General features: G+C 73.2%; 18 protein-coding genes and 1 pseudogene. 13 read left to right on the top strand and 6 right to left on the bottom strand.

From position 1 onward, the window contains the following. Nucleotides 1-16 precede the first annotated feature (16 nt). From ACSHXN_RS08135 to ACSHXN_RS08115, 5 genes are all read left to right on the top strand, one after another. Nucleotides 17-823, top strand: coding sequence for a helix-turn-helix domain-containing protein (locus tag ACSHXN_RS08135; protein ID WP_356294882.1), 807 nt, complete (start codon nt 17-19; stop codon nt 821-823). Between the two features lie 143 nt (nt 824-966). Further along, nucleotides 967-1,680 (top strand): hypothetical protein, encoded by a 714-nt coding sequence (locus ACSHXN_RS08130; protein ID WP_438302854.1) that lies wholly within the window; start codon nt 967-969, stop codon nt 1,678-1,680. Between the two features lie 206 nt (nt 1,681-1,886). Then, on the top strand, nt 1,887-3,716 hold the full coding sequence (locus ACSHXN_RS08125) for a phosphatidylglycerol lysyltransferase domain-containing protein (RefSeq protein ID WP_438302853.1): 1,830 nt from the start codon (nt 1,887-1,889) through the stop codon (nt 3,714-3,716). 128 nt (nt 3,717-3,844) lie between these two features. Further along, nucleotides 3,845-4,861 carry a permease gene (locus ACSHXN_RS08120; RefSeq protein ID WP_356111332.1) on the top strand — a complete coding sequence of 339 codons (1,017 nt, stop codon included), beginning with the start codon at nt 3,845-3,847 and terminating at the stop codon, nt 4,859-4,861. After that, entirely contained in the window at nt 4,858-5,637 is a 780-nt protein-coding gene (locus ACSHXN_RS08115; protein ID WP_356294877.1) for a TIGR03943 family putative permease subunit, read from the top strand. The genes ACSHXN_RS08120 and ACSHXN_RS08115 overlap by 4 nt, the downstream gene beginning before the upstream one ends. 45 nt (nt 5,638-5,682) lie before the next feature. On the opposite strand, the gene ACSHXN_RS08110 is transcribed toward ACSHXN_RS08115, so the two are convergent. Beyond that, a complete protein-coding gene (locus ACSHXN_RS08110) occupies nt 5,683-6,261 on the bottom strand; it encodes a TetR/AcrR family transcriptional regulator (protein WP_331264151.1) in 579 nt (192 codons plus the stop codon). Between the two features lie 307 nt (nt 6,262-6,568). Here ACSHXN_RS08110 and ACSHXN_RS08105 point away from each other — a divergent pair, with 307 nt between their 5' ends. Then, nucleotides 6,569-8,020, top strand: a complete 1,452-nt coding sequence (locus tag ACSHXN_RS08105; RefSeq protein WP_356111334.1) for an MFS transporter — start codon at nt 6,569-6,571, stop codon at nt 8,018-8,020. A gap of 321 nt (nt 8,021-8,341) precedes the next feature. Here the strand turns inward: ACSHXN_RS08105 and ACSHXN_RS08100 are convergent, their stop codons facing one another. From ACSHXN_RS08100 to ACSHXN_RS08085, 4 genes are all read right to left on the bottom strand, one after another. Then, nucleotides 8,342-9,091 carry an MBL fold metallo-hydrolase gene (locus ACSHXN_RS08100; RefSeq protein WP_355138862.1) on the bottom strand — a complete coding sequence of 250 codons (750 nt, stop codon included), beginning with the start codon at nt 9,089-9,091 and terminating at the stop codon, nt 8,342-8,344. Nucleotides 9,092-9,232: 141 nt separating this feature from the next. Then, a complete protein-coding gene (locus ACSHXN_RS08095) occupies nt 9,233-9,469 on the bottom strand; it encodes a hypothetical protein (protein WP_355138860.1) in 237 nt (78 codons plus the stop codon). Then, on the bottom strand, nt 9,466-10,080 hold the full coding sequence (locus ACSHXN_RS08090) for a DNA polymerase ligase N-terminal domain-containing protein (RefSeq protein WP_356111336.1): 615 nt from the start codon (nt 10,078-10,080) through the stop codon (nt 9,466-9,468). The genes ACSHXN_RS08095 and ACSHXN_RS08090 overlap by 4 nt, the downstream gene beginning before the upstream one ends. A gap of 118 nt (nt 10,081-10,198) precedes the next feature. Continuing rightward, nucleotides 10,199-10,684, bottom strand: coding sequence for a MarR family winged helix-turn-helix transcriptional regulator (locus ACSHXN_RS08085; protein ID WP_355138856.1), 486 nt, complete (start codon nt 10,682-10,684; stop codon nt 10,199-10,201). Between the two features lie 117 nt (nt 10,685-10,801). Between ACSHXN_RS08085 and ACSHXN_RS08080 the strand changes: the two genes are divergently transcribed. Beyond that, nucleotides 10,802-11,362 carry an NADPH-dependent FMN reductase gene (locus tag ACSHXN_RS08080; protein WP_355138854.1) on the top strand — a complete coding sequence of 187 codons (561 nt, stop codon included), beginning with the start codon at nt 10,802-10,804 and terminating at the stop codon, nt 11,360-11,362. A 332-nt stretch (nt 11,363-11,694) separates the two neighbouring features. After that, the gene (locus tag ACSHXN_RS08075; protein ID WP_356111339.1) at nt 11,695-12,150 is read left to right on the top strand and encodes an RpiB/LacA/LacB family sugar-phosphate isomerase; all 456 of its coding nucleotides are present in this window, start codon (nt 11,695-11,697) and stop codon (nt 12,148-12,150) included. A 70-nt stretch (nt 12,151-12,220) separates the two neighbouring features. Here ACSHXN_RS08075 and ACSHXN_RS08070 read toward each other — a convergent pair whose 3' ends face one another. Then, the gene (locus tag ACSHXN_RS08070; RefSeq protein ID WP_356294873.1) at nt 12,221-13,003 is read right to left on the bottom strand and encodes a CDP-alcohol phosphatidyltransferase family protein; all 783 of its coding nucleotides are present in this window, start codon (nt 13,001-13,003) and stop codon (nt 12,221-12,223) included. A gap of 107 nt (nt 13,004-13,110) precedes the next feature. Here ACSHXN_RS08070 and ACSHXN_RS08065 point away from each other — a divergent pair, with 107 nt between their 5' ends. From ACSHXN_RS08065 to ACSHXN_RS08045, 5 genes and pseudogenes are all read left to right on the top strand, one after another. After that, nucleotides 13,111-14,091 (top strand): zinc-dependent alcohol dehydrogenase, encoded by a 981-nt coding sequence (locus tag ACSHXN_RS08065; protein ID WP_355138848.1) that lies wholly within the window; start codon nt 13,111-13,113, stop codon nt 14,089-14,091. Nucleotides 14,092-14,254: 163 nt separating this feature from the next. After that, complete coding sequence (locus tag ACSHXN_RS08060) at nt 14,255-14,653, top strand: 6-pyruvoyl trahydropterin synthase family protein (RefSeq protein ID WP_355138846.1); 399 nt, start codon at nt 14,255-14,257, stop codon at nt 14,651-14,653. Then, nucleotides 14,650-15,864: a glycosyltransferase family 4 protein gene (locus ACSHXN_RS08055; protein ID WP_356111343.1), complete on the top strand. Its 1,215-nt coding sequence runs from the start codon at nt 14,650-14,652 to the stop codon at nt 15,862-15,864. Before ACSHXN_RS08060 ends, ACSHXN_RS08055 begins: the two co-directional genes overlap by 4 nt. Next, on the top strand, nt 15,861-16,805 hold the full coding sequence (locus ACSHXN_RS08050) for an SAM-dependent methyltransferase (protein WP_438302852.1): 945 nt from the start codon (nt 15,861-15,863) through the stop codon (nt 16,803-16,805). The genes ACSHXN_RS08055 and ACSHXN_RS08050 overlap by 4 nt, the downstream gene beginning before the upstream one ends. Further along, nucleotides 16,802-17,827 (top strand): annotated as a pseudogene (locus ACSHXN_RS08045) (lysylphosphatidylglycerol synthase transmembrane domain-containing protein); the annotation flags it as partial. The gene ACSHXN_RS08050 and the pseudogene ACSHXN_RS08045, both read left to right, overlap by 4 nt. Between the last annotated feature and the right edge of the window lie 122 nt (nt 17,828-17,949).

Raw genomic sequence — 17,949 nt, 5'->3', positions numbered from 1 at the left:
CCCAAGGATCGAGACCGTGAAGGCAGGCGCAGCACGGACGGAGGAGCCCCACGGGCCCGCGGCCGCCCCGTTCGCACCGATGGGCGGACCGTTCGTGACGGAGCTGCGCGATCTGAAGGAGAGCACCGGTCTCAGTCTCGCGGCCCTGGCCGCGCGTACCCCCTACAGCAAGTCGGCCTGGCACCGCTATCTCAACGGTGCCCAGCGGCCCCCGCGTTCGGCGGTGGAGGCGCTCGCGCACCTCGCGGGCGTCGACCCCGCCCCCGTTCTGGACCTGTGGGAGACGGCCGACGGCCCGCCGGCCGTGGACGCGCCCGTGCACGCCGTGCCCGCCCCGTCGCGCCGCGTCCGCCTGCGGCGGCTGCCGCTGTCGGCGCTCGCCCTGATCGTCACCATCGCCGCCGTGGCCGTCACCCTGGTGACCTCCCACCGTTCGGGAGCGCCGGGCGGACGGCCGGCGGCGGCCTCCCACCGGTGCCGGGGCAGCGCCTGCCAGGGCCAGTTGCCCGATGTCGCCGCCTGTGACCGGGACGCCCAGACCAAGAGCACGGTCCGGGCCGCCTCCTACGCGGTACGGCTCGAGTACTCGCCGTCCTGCGGAACGGCCTGGGCCGAGGTCGTGGCGCGGAAGTCGGCGGACCGTGTGATCTCCGTGCGCTCCGGGCGCGACGTGCTGTCCGCGGCGTACCCGGGCGACGGCTCCGGTGGCACGGCGAGTCCCATGTTGGCCGCGGCATCGCCCGAAGGTGTGGAGGCGTGTGCCGAGGTGGACGGCAATCTGGCCTGTACCGGCCTCGGTGCCCTGTCCGGCGGTGATCAATGATCCGATGGCCGTACCGGACATGCGCACACGCCGTGCCCCATGTCGCCGCTTTCCCCCTGACGGTTGTCCTACATGTTGTAGGGTTTGGCCCGTCCGTCCGCCGGTCGGCATCGGCCGGCACCTCGTCACCGATCGGGGGATCTGTGCAGGAGTCCGACGAGCCGTCACCGGCCGACGGTCCGCTCTACGAACGGCTGGTGGACCGGGCCCTCGACCTTCCGCGGGTCGCGCACGCGATCGACGCCGGGGGCGCGGGTCCGTCGCGGGCGGCGCTGCGGGCGCGGGCCCTTCAGGCGTGCGACAGGCTCGCCGCCGCCGCACCCGAGGAGTACGCCCGCTATCTCACGCTGCGGGCCGCCGCCCTCGCCCGTGGCGGACGGGGGCCGGACGCCGACGGCCGGTCCAGGGGCGGTTTGCTCCCCGTGCTCGCGGTGCTGGTGCCGAGTCTCGGGGCCGCGGCCACCGGTGTGTTCCTGCTGTGCGGATTCGGCCTGCGCGCCTTCGCCGTACGCCCCCACATCGGCGACGGCCTGGTGATGGCCGGGGTGATCGCCGCCGCCGTGACGGCGGGTGCGGCTCTGGGGGACCTCGCCTGGATCCTGGCGACCCGGTCGCGGGGCCGCCGCGGGCGGGGCGGGGGCGGTCGCGCGGACGGCGATCCGGAGGTGTGCGCGGCCCGCGCGGACTGGGAGCATGCCGTGCTGGAGCGGGGAGTGGTCCCGTTCCTGCTGGGGCAACTCGATCCCGGAAACGCCGATCATCGGCGTGCCGGAAGCGACCGCGTCGAGGCGCGGCACGCGGACGGCCGGCCCGGGGAGCGGGAGCGAGCCGTGGGTGCGGAGGAGAGAGCCCAGTAGCGATGCCGGGGTCCCGTGCGCGTCGGTCCCGGCCGGAGCGGCCGTTCTTGCCTGACTCCTACCGTGGGCGGGGTCACGGCCGCCCCTACGGCATGTAGGTTCGATGTGATGGCCGAGACGGCCGGCCGAGGGCAGACCGTCCCCGCACAAGTGTCCTCTTCCGTCCACGCCGGTCGCTCCGGCCCCCGTCAAGGTGAGTCATCGCGGTGCCCGCACAGCAATCGACACTGATCCCCCGGCAGCAGGCCCTGCATCCGCGGGGTTCGGCGGGGGAACGCACGCCCCTGCACGCCCGGCTGCGCCCCGGGGCCGCCGCCGCCACGGTCTGGTACCTGAGGCTGCAGGCCGTGCTGAACATCGTGGCGGTTCTCTCACTGCCCTTCCGCGAAGAGGTGCACGAGCACAACGTCGGCCAGTTCTTCACCCCGTACCTGGCCACCGCCGGACTCGTGTCCGCGGCCCTCGCGCTGTTCCTCGCCGTGGTCATGCGGCGCCGCAAGCGGGCCGCATGGATCTTCAACATGCTGCTGGCCGGTCCGCTGTTCGCGCTCTACGTCCTCGCCCTGACCCAGGGCGCCTACCGGCAGCACGTCTTCAACTGGATCTCGACGCTGCTCACCGGCGTGTTCGTGGCCGCCCTGCTGCTCGGCCGCAAGGAGTTCCGGGCCGTGGGCGACCGCTCCAACCCCAAGCTCGCGCTCGTCGTGGGCGCCTGCGGCGTCCTGGTCAGCGGAGGCATCGGCACCCTGCTGGTGGACGCCACCAACAAGGTGCCCGGCGCCTCACCGGCCGACAGGATCGCGTACACGCTGCTGCGCGGGGTCAGTGTCGGCCCGCTCGCCGACCGCATCGACACCGTCGACGCGCCGCGTTGGGTGGACATCATCATCAACGTCCTGATGGCAGCCACCTTCCTCCTCGTCCTCTACGCCTGCTTCCGCGCCCCCAGAGGCCGGGAACTGCTCGGCGAGCAGGACGAGCAGCGGCTGCGGACCCTCCTCGCCGGACACGGCGAACGCGACTCCCTCGGCTACTTCGCGCTCCGCCGCGACAAGGCCGTCATCTGGTCCCCGAGCGGAAAGGCCGCCATCACCTACCGCGTCGTCGGCGGCGTCACCCTGGCCTCCGGTGACCCGATCGGCGACCCCGAGGCATGGCCCGGCGCCATCGACGCGTGGCTGGAGGAGGCCCGCCGGCACGCATGGACCCCCGCCGTCATGGGCGCCGGGGAAGAGGCCGGGACGATCTACGCCCGGCACGGCCTCGACGCGCTCGAACTCGGTGACGAGGCCATCGTGGAGGTCGCCGACTTCAGCCTGGAGGGACGCGCGATGCGGGTAGTGCGCCAGGCGCACAACCGTGTGGGCCGGGCCGGTTACACGGTGCGGATCCGCCGCCACGGCGACATCCCCGAGTCCGAGATGACCACGCTGATCGAGAAGGCCGACCAGTGGCGGGACGGAGGCGGTGAGCGCGGCTTCTCCATGGCGCTCGGCCGCCTCGGCGACCACGCCGACGACGGCTGCGTGATGCTCGAGTGCCGCGACAGCGCGGGAGAGCCCCGGGCCCTGCTCAGCTTTGTGCCCTGGGGGGAGCGCGGCCTCTCCCTCGACCTGATGCGGCGCGACCGCCGGTGCGAGAACGGCCTGATGGAGTTCATGGTCATCGAGCTTCTGCTGCGCGCCCGGGAACTCGGCCTCGAGCGGGTCTCGCTCAACTTCGCCATGTTCCGAGCGGTGTTCGAACGCGGCTCCCGCCTGGGCGCGGGCCCGGTCCTGCGGTTGTGGCGCTCGGTGCTGACGTTCTTCTCCCGCTGGTGGCAGATCGAATCCCTCTACCGTGCGAACGCCAAGTACCGCCCCGTGTGGGAGCCGCGCTTCCTGCTGTTCGAGAAGAGCGCCGACATCCCGCGCATCGGCATCGCCAGCGCCTGGGCAGAGGGCTTCCTCACCGTGCCGAGCCTGCCGTCCCTCGGGCGGCGCCACCGGCGGGCCGCCCAGGGGCAGCCGCGAGCGACGTACGGGAAAGGTTCCTGACCGGGTACGCGAAGGGTCATCGAGCGGCAAAGTCCCGGGTTCGCGGTGAGACGCGGTGCCCGGGACCGCGTACAGGAGGGGAGGGGAAGCCCCCCGCGCCGCCTGCTCCTCCCGGAGGTACCCCGCCCGTGACGATCGTCAAAGCACCCCCGGCGCCGGTCGAACGGCGCCACGGCGAGGAGCCCCCTCAACAGGGTTGGCAGTTCACCTCCACCCACGGTCTGGTCCTGCTGCTGCTCCTGCTGGTCGTCGGACAGGGCCCGATCCGGCGGGCGCTGTCCGCGCCGGTGATGCAGAGCTGGATGACCGTGTTCCTCGCGGTGGTGGTACAGGCGCTGCCGTTCCTCGTGCTCGGTGTCCTGTTGTCGGCGGCCCTCGCGGTGTTCGTCCCGCCCTCCTTCTTCGCCCGCGCCCTGCCCCGGCGGCCCGGCCTCGCGGTACCCGTCGCGGGTGTCGCCGGGGCGGTGCTGCCCGGCTGCGAATGCGCCTCGGTGCCGGTCGCCGGGGCTCTGGTGCGCCGGGGTGTGGCGCCCTCGGCGGCGCTCGCCTTTCTGCTGTCCGCGCCCGCGATCAACCCGATCGTGCTGACCGCCACGGCCGTCGCGTTCCCGCGCAACCCGGAGATGGTGCTCGGCCGCTTCGTGGCGAGCCTGCTCGTCGCGTGCACCATGGGCTGGTTGTGGCAGCGGCTCGGCCGCACGGACTGGCTGCGGCCGCCGGCCCGCGCCGCCTACGAGGGCGACGGCAAGGGTGCGGCGTTCTGGGGGTCGGTACGTCATGACGTGATGCACGCCGGAGGCTTCCTGGTCGTAGGCGCCATGGCCGCGGCCACCCTGAAGGCCGTGGCCCCGGAGAGCTGGCTGCGTACGGCGGCCGGCAACCCGGCGGTGGCCGTCCTCGCGCTCTCGGTGCTCGCCGTGCTGCTGTCGATCTGCTCGGAGGCGGACGCGTTCGTCGCCGCGTCGCTGTCGCAGTTCTCGCTCACCGCACGGCTGGCGTTCCTGGTGGTCGGACCGATGATCGACCTGAAGCTGTTCGCGATGCAGGCCGGCACCTTCGGCCGCTCGTTCGCACTGCGCTTCGCGCCCGCCACCTTCGTGCTGGCGATCCTGATGTCGGTGCTGGTCGGGGCGGTGCTGCTGTGAACCGTCAGGCACAAGCGGCCGTCCTGTTCCTGGTCGGCGGGGCGATGCTGCACGCCGGCACCACCAGCCTGTATCTGCGCTACGTCAAGGCCGGGCTGCAGCCGCTGCTGCTCGCGGCCGGCGCCGTCCTGATCGTGGCGGCCGCGGCCACCGCCTGGTACGAACTGCGCCGGGCGCGGGAGGCCCGGCGACGTGCGGACGCCGGGCTGGCGGACGCCGGGCACGGCGATGTTCAGGACGGACACGACGACGACCGGGGCCACGGCCATCGCGAGCCCAGGATCTCCTGGCTTCTGGTACTGCCCCTCCTGGCCCTCATCCTGGTCGCGCCGCCCGCACTCGGCTCCTACAGCGCCCTGCGCAGCGGCACGGCCCTCCAGCCGCCGCTGGCCTACCCGGCCCTGCCGTCCGGCGATCCCGTGAGCCTCAGCCTGGTGGACTACGCGGGGCGCGCGGCGTACGGGCACGGGCGTTCCCTGGGCGGCCGCACCGTCGAGGTCACGGGGTTCGTCGCCCTCGACCGCGGCGGCACGCCCTACCTGGTCCGCATGGCCCTCAACTGCTGTGCGGCCGACGCCCAGCCGGTGAAGATCGGACTGTACGGAAAGCTGCCGCCCGTGCTGCAGCCCGACTCCTGGCTCGAGGTCACCGGCACCTACACCGGCAAGCGTGCCGAGGATCCCGTCAACGGGGGGATCATCCCGTTCCTCGACGTCGTCGCCGCCCGGCCGGTGCCGACTCCGAAGGACCCCTACGACGAGAGCTGGAACCAATAGGGGACGGGCCGGCCCCCGGGGGCGGCGGCCGGATGCGGCCCCGGGTCAGCCGTCGGCCCGCACCCCGTCCAGGGCCACGTTCAGCACCCGGTCCCGCTGGGCGTCGTCCAGGAAGTTGGTCGCCGTGATCCCGGCGACCATGCGCAGCAGGTCGTCGAGGTTGATGTCGGTACGGGCCCGGCCGGCCTTCTGCGCCCGCTCGAACAGCGGGCCGCCCGCCTGGTACATGGACTCCCGGCAGGCCAGGAAGATCTCCGACTCGTCGTCCATCGCCTGCCGGATGGCCCGCTTGGTCACCGTGTAGTCCACGAAGCGGCGCAGCCAGGAGGTGAGTGCCTCCCACGGATCCAGCTCCGCGACGTCCCGGGCCACCCGGCACAGGTCGTTCACCTCGTCCGCGTACACGCTCTCGAAGAGATGGCGGCGGGTCGGGAAGTTCCGGTAGAGGGTGCCGATGCCGACCCCGGCGCGGCGGGCGATGTCCTCCAGGGAGGCGTCCGCGCCGCTCTCCGCGAAGATCTCGCGCGCGGCGGCGATCAGCGCGTCGTAGTTGCGGGCGGCGTCCTTCCGGTGCGGGCGCTGGGACGCGACCAACTGGCTGACGGGGAACGGCTGAACCGTCACTGCTGCCTCCCTGGCCGGAACGAGGTTGAAGCGGAGGTTCGCCTCCGCTACAGTGGAGGCGTACCTCCACTTTAGCAGTCGGGGTGTGCCCGTCGTGGGCGTGTGGGGCCACACGCGCCCACGACGGCCTCGTACCCCCTTTTTCTCCCCTGAGACGGGACCGCAGTCCGCGCCGCCCGTCCACCCGCCAGCTCCGCGACCGGTCCCTCCGTGGCCGTCGGCATGCTTCGCGCTGTCCGCAGCGCGCACGCGTCCGTACGACCGCGGCCGGGCGACGTCGGCCGCACCCTGTTCGGAGAGGCTCTCGATGCCCCGCAAGTCCACCCGCCTCACCTTCGCGGTCCTAGCGACCGGTGCAGGCGTGTTCTCCATGCTGCAGTCGCTGATCGCGCCGGCCCTGCCGACCGTCCAGCACGCGCTGCACACCTCCCAGTCCACCGCGACCTGGGTGATGACCGCCTACCTGCTGTCCGCCTCGGTCTTCACACCGATCCTCGGCCGGGTGGGCGACCTCGTCGGAAGGAAGCGCACCCTCGTCGCCGTCCTGCTCACCGTGCTGGCCGGCTGTGTCCTCGCCGCGCTCGCACCGAACATCGGTGTGTTGATCATCGCCCGCGCGATCCAGGGCGCCGGTGGCGCGCTGTTCCCGCTCTCCTTCGGCATCATCCGGGACGAGTTCGCCCCGTCGCAGGTGAGCGGCAGCATCAGCAATCTGTCCGCGGTGATCGCCGCCGGCGGCGGCGTCGGCATCGTGGCGGCCGGACCCATCGTGTCCGCACTCGACTACCGCTGGCTGTTCTGGATCCCGGTCCTGGTCGTCGCGATCACCACCCTGATCGCGTTCCGCTACGTCCCCGAGTCGCCCCGCCGGGCCGAGGGGCGTGTCAACTGGCTCGGCGCGGTGCTGCTCTCGGCCTGGCTGGTGGCCCTGCTGCTGCCGCTCAGCCAGGCGACCCAGTGGGGCTGGGGTTCGGCCCGGGTGATCGGCCTGTTCGTCGCCGGGGTGGTGTTCTTCGCGCTGTGGCTGCTGGCCGAGGCCCGCTCCCGCTCCCCGCTGATCGACCTGAAGGTGATGCGGCTGCCGGCCGTGTGGACCACCAACACCGCCGCCCTGCTCTTCGGCGCGGGAATGTACTCGATCTGGTCCTTCCTGCCGGGCTTCGTCCAGACGCCCCGGGCGGCCGGTTACGGCTTCGGCGCGTCCGTCACCGCCTCCGGGCTGCTGATGCTGCCGATGCTGGTCGCCATGTTCCTCTCGGGTGTTCTCACCGGCCGTCTGGAGCCGGTGGTGGGAGCCAAGGCGCTGCTCACGGCGGGTGCCGCCTTCGGGGCGGTCGCCTGCGCCATCCTGACCTTCTGGCACGACGAGCAGTGGCAGGTGGCCCTCGTCTCGGGCGTGTTCGGCTTCGGGATCGGACTGGCCTTCGCCTCGATGGCCAACCTGATCGTCGGCAGCGTTTCTGCCGAGCAGACCGGCGCGGCGACCGGGATGAACGCCAACATCCGGACGATCGGCGGCTCCATAGGCGCCGCGGTCACCAGCGTCCTGGTCACGGGCCGGCTGCAGCCTTCGGGCCTGCCCTACGCATCCGGCTACACGCACGGCTTCGGCCTGCTGGCCCTGCTGTGCCTCGCCGCCGCGCTGGCCGCACTCCTCGTCCCGGCCCGGCGTACGGGGCGGGCGACGGGAGCGCCCCGGGCGTCGGGTACCCAGGTGGGCGCGCGGCCCGAGGTCGCCGTCCGAGGTGCGCGGCGCTGAGGTGCCCGCGGCCATGGAGGGCCCGCGGATCGTTTTCGGCCGGTGCGCCCCACGACGCACCGGCCGGAGGACCCCGGCCCTGAGCGGGGCCGGGGCTCCGGGCCGGGACGACGACGGGCGGCGGCCGCCCCGCGGACCCGGGGGAGCGACCGGCCCGCCGCGCCGGCGGTAACCGCCAAGGCCCCTCCGGCGACTCCCGCCGGGCCCGCGACGCCCGGCCCGGCACCTCGCCGCGTTGTCGGCCACGCCCGAGTGCGTCCGCTACAGGGCGACCCTCCGCCATGCCGTGCACGGCACCCGACGCGCAGGGCCGGACAGACCCTAGGCGGCCAGTTCGCGCGCGTGCTCCACCGCGACTCCGACGGTGCTGCGCAGCACCGGGCCGTGGCCGGGGAGAAGAACGTCGGCCTCGAGGTCTTCGAGGACGGTCAGGGAGTCGAGGGCACGGGCCCGGTCCCGGTGGAACATCCGGGGAAGCAGTTGTGCGCCGCGCCGGCGGGAGGTCGGATGACCGCTGACCAGTGCGTCGCCCGTGATCAGGATCCCGGCGTCGGGCAGGTGGTAGGCGCAGTGCCCGTCGGTGTGCCCCGGGGTGAGGACCGGAAGCGGACGGCCGGGCAGGTCCAGCCTGCTCTCGGTCGGGAACGCCTGCGGCTCGACGACGGGGATGTGCTCCGTACCGCCCGCGCGAAGGGCGTGGACGGCCCAGGGAAGGACGCCGGGGCGCCAGCCGTTGGCCAGGACCTGGCCGACCGAGACCTGGTGCAGGAACTCACGGCGCGCATGGGGCAGTTCCGCCCGGTGCATCAGGACGGGCGTGCCGTGCGTGCGGCGCAGGTACTCGGCCGCGCCCAAGTGGTCGTTGTGCGCGTGGGTGATGAGCACCGCCGTCACGGCCTGCGGGGCGACACCCACCGCGGCCAGCGACGCGAGGAGACGTTCCCGGTCCCTGGGATAGCCGGTGTCCACAAGGGTGGCGGTGTCGCCGTCCTTGACGATCACCCAGTTGGTACTGCTCCCCGGTACCAGGTATACATCGGAGCCGACCTCGACGATGCCGTCGTTGAGCATGGATCACCGGTATTTCTTGAGGGCCCCTGAGGGGCGGGCCTTTCTCGGCACGCGCTGCCGGCACCTTTGGCGGTGGCGTCGGGCTCATACTCTCGCAACCGTGTGGGGCGCCCGTCCGGACCCCCGGCACGGCGCGGCCTGTCACCTCGGCACGTGCCGCCCGGGGCGTTCGCGGACGACCGCGCCCGCACCCTTGTCGTCCCGCAGTCCCGGGAAGTGCGGATGACGCGGCAGGCCGTCCTTGGTCCACCCCGTGGACCCGATCTGCGCGACCGGTCCGAGCCGCACCCGGTGCGCGTCCCGCTCGCGCACCGCGCCGCTGAGCCGGCGCTCCCCGGCGGGCAGCGTGTCCGGGAGACCGCCCGCGGGACCGCTCACCGACCGCCGCCGTGCCCGGCGACCTGAGCGAGGGTGCGTCCGGTGCGCACCGAGCGTGCGCGGTGGGGGTCGGGCGTACCGTGCCGCCCGGCCCCGGCGTGCCCGGTCTTCACGAGCAGCCAGGCCTCCTCGCCGTCGCCTCCCTCTTCGCCGCGGAAGCGGGTGAGGGCGTAGTCGCCGTGGAGCTTGGCCCCGTTCAGCCGGAACGTCGCGTGCCCGTGCTCGAGAGCCTCCTCAAAGGGGACGGCCCGGCCGCGGCGGTCGTGACTCAGCGGCCGGTAGGTGCCCCGGTCCCAGACGATCACGGTGCCGCCGCCGTACTCGCCCCGCGGGATGACACCTTCGAAGTCCTCGTACTCCAGCGGGTGGTCCTCGGTGGGTACGGCGAGCCGCTTGTCGCCGGGATCGCCGGACGGACCCTTGGGTACGGACCAGGACTTCAGTACGTCGCCGACCTGGAGCCGGAAGTCGAAGTGCAGGGTGCTCGCGTCGTGGATCTGCACCACGAAGCGGGGTCCCTCGCCGGGGGAGGCGTCCTTGCCCCGTGGCTCGCCGCTCCGGCCGACGTCCCGTCTGCCGCGGTACTCCCGCAACCGATCGCCGCCGCCCACGTCCGGCTCCCTTCCGCCGACCGCCGCGAAGCGGTCGCACCCGTCGTCCGCGGCCCGAGTACCCCGTCGGCCGTGATGACACCCGGTGCGCCGGGCGGCGGGTGCGGTACCGCGCGGATCAGGCCTCCGGGCCGCAGGGCGGTGCGGAGGTGGTCGCGATGTGGCGCAGCGCGGACGTGAGGCGGGCGAGGTCGTAGTCGCCGAGACGGTCCAGGATGTGCTGTCGGACGCTGGCCAGGTGGGTCGGCCACGCCTTTTCGAGGCGTTCGAGTCCCGAGTCGGTCAGGACCGCGTTCCAGCCGCGCCTGTCCTCGTCGCACTTGGCACGCTGGATCAGGCCCTGTTTCTCGAGGCGGTTCACCACTCGGGTCATCCCGCTGAGCGAGAGGTTGCATGCCGCGGCGAGCTCACTCATCCGCAGGTGCCTGCCCGGGGCCTCGGACAGGTGCATGAGGGTCGTGTACTCGGACAGGGCGAGCCGGGCGTCGCGCGCCATGTCGGCGTCCACCACCCGCGGCAGCGCCATCATCACCCGGCCCAGCTCACGCACGAACTCCTCCTCGGTCGGGCTGAGGGGCGGCAGGCGGTGTTCCTTGGACGGCATACCGGCGATCCTATCTCCTTGACAAGTCAAGAATGTCGGGCATCTACTTGACTCTGCAAGTTTTTTACTTGACGAGGCAATGAAATGTTCGCTTTCAGGAAACGCAGAGGTACGACCATGACCAAGATCGGCATCATCCTCGGCAGCACTCGCCCGGGCCGCAACGGAGAGGCCGTCGCCCGCTGGGTCCACGAGATCGCCGCCCAGCGTGCCGACGCCGAGTTCGAGCTGGTCGACCTGGTCGACTACAAGCTGCCGCTGCTCGACGAGGCCTACCCGCCCTCGATGGGCCAGTACGCCCAGCCGCACACCCACGCCTGGGCCGAGAAGATCGCGTCTCTCGACGGCTTCGTGATCGTCACCCCCGAGTACAACCGCTCCGTGCCCGGCGCACTGAAGAACGCCCTCGACTTCCTCTACGCGGAGTGGAACAACAAGGCCGTCGGCTTCGTGAGCTACGGCGGCAACGGCGGCACCCGCGCGGTGGAGCACCTGCGCGGCATCGCCGGTGAGCTGCAGATGGCCGACGTGCGGAGCCAGGTCGCCCTCTCGCTGTTCACCGACTTCGAGAACTTCAGCACCTTCAAGCCGCTCGACGTCCAGCGCGACACCCTGGTCACGACCCTCGACCAGGTCATCGCCTGGAGCTCGGCGCTGGCCCCGCTGCGCGCCAACTGACGCCGGCGCCCGGAGCGACGCCCACAGCCGGTCCCGTACCGGCGGACACGCGAGCTCCCGCATCCACGGGGTGCGGGAGCTCGCCGCCGTCCGGGGAGGCGACGGCCCGCCGCGGACGGGCCGGTCTCGAGGGTGAGCCGGCCGGCAACCGCGGAAGGCGTTGACGCGCCGCCTCGAGCCGTTCGGCATCGGGGTGGCGGACGGCCGGGTGGAAACGAGGTCCTCCCCGGGAAGTCCCGGTCGGGGTCTTCGCGGCGCCAGGGCTCCCGCCCTCGGGGCCCGGCCCCGAAGGCCCTCCGGCGTGCGCATGAAGAGCGGGTAACCTCCGCGGCATGCGGATCTCGGTTTCCTCGGACATGGACGAACCCGTCGCACGCGGCCTCGTCGCGGAGCTGCGCGAGCGCGGACACGAGGTGCTCACCCATGGCGCGTTGCGCCCCGGGGACGACCCCCGGTGGGCGGCGTGCTCGCAGGCCGCGGCCCGCGAGGTCGCCGACGGCAGGTCGGACCAGGCGGTCGTCTGCTGCTGGACCGGCACCGGAGCGTCGATCGCCGCGAACAAGGTGCCGGGAGTACGCGCGGCCCTGTGCACCGACGCCTACACGGCGGACGGGGCACGCCGCTGGAACGACGCCAATGTGCTGGCACTGAGCCTGCGTCTGACGTCCGAGCCGCTGCTGAAGGAGATCCTCGACGCCTGGTTCGGCGCCGAGCCGAGCCAGGACGGTGTCGACCGCGAGAACGTGGCCCGCGTGAACGGGCTGGATCCCGGGCGTCCGGCCCGGTAGGGGAGCGCGTTCACCGCCGGGCACCCACGGGGCGGCGCCGGTTCGGCCCGCGGGCCGGGTGCGCTGCCGCTCAGCCCCCCACCAGCTCCGCGACCGGCTTCAGCGTCTCCTCAGCGGCGGGCTGCTCCGCGTCGAGCCCCAGGTCCCGCACGCTCCACAGCCACAGCACGTCACGCCCGAAGGACCAGACCAGGGACGCCAGCGCGACGGCGACGACGGCGACGTTCGCCGCCTCGGGCAGCAGACCCGAGGCGGCCACCAGCAGGGCGATCCCCTGGAGCGCCGCGACGGTCTTGCGGGCCATGCTTGACGGCAGCTCGCCGTTCAGCCACGGCAGCGCCCTGGCCGCCGCGACGAACGCGTACCGCATCCCGCCGATCAGCAGCACCCACGGCCCGAGCGACATCGACACGTACACGCTCAGCACGAGGATCAGGAACGCGTCGACCTCCATGTCGAAGCGCGCGCCGAGCGCGGAGGAGGTTCCCGTGCGACGGGCGACCTTGCCGTCCACACCGTCCAGGATGAGCGCCACCGCCGTCAGCCCGACGAACACCGTCACCGGCGGCGAGCTCTCGAACGAGTCCGCGACCAGCGCCGTGACGCCGCCGACCAGGATGGACCTGCCGAGCGTCACCCGGTTGGCAGGCCCGAAGGAGCGCAACCGGGAGCGCAGCACGGCACGTGTGAGAACGGCCCAGGTGGCGAGGGCGAAGGCCAGGCCCGTCAGCCATCCGGCCGGACCCAGGCCGATCGCCGTGCCCAGCAAGGCCAGCAACAGCACCTGCACGCCCGCTCCCACGGTCGTCTCCTGCTGCAACAGCCTCGCGTCGTATGTGTGGTTCAGGGCCACCGCTCACCCTCCGGCCATGTGACAGATTCGATCTTCGCGCGTACGTTGTGCGCGACTTCTCGTAGCTGCGTACGTGGAGAATCGGCCGATCGTTCAGGAGAAGGCACATGGACCTCACAGCTCGCGCCTTCTGGCTGCGCTCGCCGGGGCTCGGGGAGGTGCGGGACGTGGAGCTGCCGAAGCCCGGTGACGGCGACGTGCTCGTGCGCGCGCTGTACTCCGGTGTCAGCCGCGGCACCGAGACCCTCGTCTTCCGCGGTGGCGTCCCCGAGAGCCAGCACGCGGTGATGCGCGCGCCCTTTCAGGAGGGCGACTTCCCGGCACCCGTGAAGTACGGATATCTGAGCGTCGGCCGGGTGGAGCACGGGCCGGCCGAGCTGGTCGGGCGCACCGTGTTCTGTCTGTACCCGCATCAGAGCCGGTACGTCGTCCCGGCCTCGGCGGTCACCGTGGTACCCGACGCCGTGCCGGCCGCACGCGCCGTCCTCGCCGGCACCGTCGAGACCGCGGTCAACGCGGTGTGGGACGCAGGCCCTCAGATCGGGGACCGTATCGCGGTGGTCGGCGGTGGCATGGTCGGGTGCTCCGTCGCCGCCCTGCTCGGCCGGCACCCCGGTGTCCGCGTCCAGCTCGTGGACGCCGACCCCCGGCGCGCCGACACGGCCCGCGCGCTCGGCGTGGACTTCGCCCTGCCCGAGGACGCCCTCGGTGAGTGCGACCTCGTCGTGCACGCGAGCGCGACCGAACAGGGCCTCGTACGGTCCCTGGAACTGCTCGCGCCCGAGGGCACCGTGATCGAGCTGAGCTGGTACGGCGACCGGCGTGTCACCCTGCCGCTGGGCGAGGCCTTCCACTCGCGCCGTCTCACCGTCCGCAGCAGCCAGGTCGGCACCGTCTCGCCGCGGGCCCGTGCCGGACGCGGCTACGGCGACCGGCTCGCCCTCGCCCTCGAGCTGCTCGCCGAACCCGCGTTCGACGCACTCATCACCGGCGAGTCCGCCTTCGACGACCTCCCCGAGGTGCTGTCCCGCCTCACACGTGGTGAGCTCGAAGGGTTGTGCCATCGAGTTCGGTACACCGCCGGCTGAGCCCGGTCGTCCGATTTGCCCGGACTCGGCGGAAACGCCCGACGAAGCCCCGAGGAACTTCGAAACAAGGAGAACGAGCACCTGAACAACGTGCAGGGGTCAGCCGTACTACACGGCATGCCCCGGCAGGGGATCAGACGCACCGCACCTGGAGGGTCGTCCGTTGTTCAGCATCACCGTCCGCGATCACCTGATGATTGCCCACAGCTTCCGCGGCGAGGTCTTCGGCCCCGCGCAGCGCCTGCACGGGGCGACGTTCCTCGTGGACGCCGCCTTCCGCCGCGCCGAGCTGGACGACGACAACATCGTCGTCGACATCGGACTGGCCACGCAGGAACTCGGCGCCGTGGTGAACGAGCTCAACTACCGCAATCTCGACGACGAGCCGGACTTCGCCCACACCAACACCTCGACGGAGTTTCTGGCCAGGGTCATCGCCGACCGCCTCGCCGAGCGCGTCCACAAGGGGGCACTGGGCGAGAGCGCCCGTGACATCGCGCGCATCACCGTCACTCTGCACGAGTCGCACATCGCCTGGGCGAGTTACGAGCGTGACCTGTGACCGACACGACCCTCGACCAGACGTCCCCGAGCCCGTCCGGCCCGGCGTCGCAGCCCCGGCTGAGCTACGTTCCCGTGCAGAACGCGGCCCTGAGGAACGCGGACATCATTCCCATGTCACTGCGCAGTGTGCACTTCGTCGTGCCGGGCGGCGTGGACGACCCGGCCGCTCCGAGCGGCGGCAACGCCTACGACCGCCGGATCCGCCTCGACCTGCCCGGCTTCGGCTGGCGGGTCACCCAGCACCCCGTCGAGGGCTCGTGGCCCCGCCCGGACGCGGCCGCCCGGGACGAGCTGGCCCGCACGCTGCGGCAACTGCCCGACGGTGCCGTCGTCCTGCTCGACGGCCTGGTCGCCTGCGGCGTCCCCGGGATCGTGGTGCCGGAGAACGAACGCCTGCGCATGGCCGTCCTGGTGCACCTGCCGCTCGGCGACGAGACGGGCCTGGACCCGCGGACCGCCGCCGAACTGGACGCCCGGGAACGTGCCACCCTGCGTGCCGTACCCGCCGTCGTCGCCACGAGCGACTGGGCCGTGCGCCGGCTCGTCGCCCACCACGGGCTCGCCCCCGAACGCGTCCATGTCGCCGCCCCGGGCGCCGACATCGCGCCCCTCGCGCCCGGCACCGACGGCGTCTCCCGACTGCTGTGCGTGGCCGCCGTCACCCCGCGCAAGGGCCAGCACCGGCTGATCGAGGCGCTCGCCACGGTCACCGACCTGCCGTGGACCTGCTCCCTGGTCGGCGGGCTCGGCCACGACCCCGAGTACGTGGCACGCCTGCGCGTCCTCGTCGACGAGCACGGCCTCGGCGACCGGCTGCACCTGGCGGGCCCCAAGTCCGGGGCCGAACTCGACGCCAGCTACGCGGCGGCCGACCTCATGGTCCTCACCTCGTACGCCGAGACGTACGGCATGGCGGTCACCGAGGCGCTCGCCCGCGGTATCCCGGTTCTCGCGACCGACGTCGGGGGCCTGCCCGAAGCGGTCGGGCGCGCTCCCGACGGGGGAGTGCCCGGCATTCTCGTACCGCCGGAGGACCCCGCGGCGCTCGCCGCGGAACTGCGCGGCTGGTTCGGCGAGGCGGACGTGCGGCGGCGGCTCAAGGCCGCGGCACGCGGCCGACGCGCGGCGCTGGACGGCTGGGCCACCACCGCCCGCAGCCTCGCGGGCGTGCTCGCGCGGCTGCCCCGCGAGCCCCGGAGGGCGGCATGACCATGAGCACGACTCCCACCGGTCCCCAGGTGCCCTCGGCGTCCTTCGGCGACCCGCAGGCCGAGCCCGTGTCCGCCGACCCCGCGTCCGGCGGCACGGGTGAGTCGGAGGTCCCCCGATACGCCCCGCAGTGGCTCCAGTTGCGCGAGCCGGCCGACGCCGCGGCACGCGCCCACGATCTGCTGGAACCCCTGCGGATCCGGCTCGCCGACCGGCCCGGACGTACCACCGGCCTGGTGGTGCACGACCTGGGCTGCGGCACCGGATCGATGGGCCGCTGGCTCGCCCCGCGCATCGACGGCGCCCAGCGCTGGGTCCTGCACGACCGCGACCCCTACCTCCTGCACTTCGCCACGGTGGGGGCACCCCGGGCGGCCGCCGACGGCAGCCGGGTGACCGTCACCACGCAGCGCGGTGACATCGGACGGCTCACTCCCGACGCCCTCACCGGAGCCTCGCTGGTGACGGCCTCCGCGTTGCTCGACGTCCTCACCGCCGAGGAGATCGACACACTCGCCGCCGCCGTGGTGGCTGCCGGCTGCCCGGCGCTGCTGACCCTGTCCGTCGTCGGCAGTGTGGAACTCTCCCCCGGGCACCCGATGGACCGGGAGATCGGCGACGCGTTCAACGCGCACCAGCGCCGTGGCGATCTGCTCGGTCCCGACGCGGTCGAGGTGGCCCGTGAGGTCTTCGAGCGGCTGGGCGCGTGTGTGCTGACACGGCCGAGCTCCTGGCGGCTCGGGGCGGGGCAGGCGGAACTGACGCAGGAGTGGCTGCGCGGCTGGGTCGGCGCCGCGGTGGAGCAGCGGCCGGACCTCGAGGCCCGCGCCGATGCGTATCTGCGGGACCGGTCGGCCGCCGGCGCGGCGGGCGAACTGCGCGTGACGGTGCACCACAGCGACATGCTGGTCCTGCCGCGGCCCACGGGAGGGGCGGGATGACGGTGCGGACCATCGCCCCGGTGGAGGCGGCGGAGGGGGCACACCCGGCCGCGGTCACCGCGGTTGTGCCCTCGGATGTCCACCCCGTGACGTCCGGGCCCGGACGGGCACGGGGCGTGGCGCCCGCCTGCGCCGCGACCCCGTCGCGGGCGCCCGTCGCGGACCCGCCGACGGATGTGGCGCCGGCCGCACGCCGCGGCGTGCTCCGGGCCCTGCGGGCGCATCTGGGCACGGTCGCCGGGACCGTCATCCTCGGTGTGCTCCTGTGGCGGCTCGGCACCGGGGTGTTCCTCGACGGGCTGCGGCGCATCGACGCCCCCACGCTGCTCGCCGGGCTCGGGATCGGCGTGCTCACGACGGTGTTCAGCGCCTGGCGCTGGTGCCGTGTCGCCCGTGCGCTGGACATCCGGCTGCCGCTGGGCGCCGCCGTGGCCGACTACTACCGTGCCCTGTTCCTCAACGCGGCGCTCCCCGGCGGCGTGCTCGGCGACGTGCACCGTGCCGTACGGCACGGGCAGAGCGCCGGTGACGTCGGACGCGGCGTCCGTGCCGTGGTCCTGGAGCGGACCGCGGGACAGGTGGCCCTCGTTGCCGTCGGTGTGCCGGTCCTGCTGACGCTGCCGTCGCCGGTGCTGGTCCAGACCCGCCATCTCGCGGGCCTGCTGGTACTGGCCGCCCTCGGCGCCCTGGCCGTCGTCGCGGCCGTACGGATGGGCCGGGCGCCCCGCCCCTCGCGACGGCGCCGCGCGCTCCGCGCCGCCCTCGGCGAGGCACGGAACGCCCTGCTGGCACGCGGTAGTTGGCCGGCCGTTCTGATCTCGTCCGTCGTTGTGCTGGCCGGTCATCTGCTGATGTTCTGGGTGGCGGCGCGGGTCGCCGGTTCGCAGGCATCCCCGGTCACGCTGCTGCCGCTGGCCCTGCTCGCCCTCATCGCCATGGGGCTTCCGCTGAACGTCGGCGGCTGGGGCCCTCGGGAGGGTGTCACGGCCTGGGCCTTCGGCGCGGCCGGGCTGGGTGCGGACACGGGGCTGACGGTCGCGGTGGTGTACGGCGTCCTCAGCTTCGTCGCGAGCCTGCCGGGCATCCCGGTGCTGCTCGCCCGGTGGTACACGGGGCTGCGGGGCGCCCGGCGGGGAACGGCACC

The sequence above is a fragment of the Streptomyces sp. HUAS TT11 genome (genome assembly GCF_051553595.1).
GTDB lineage: Bacteria > Actinomycetota > Actinomycetes > Streptomycetales > Streptomycetaceae > Streptomyces.
Note: the sequence above shows the minus strand (reverse complement) of the source record. Positions and strands in the feature narration are given on the sequence as shown.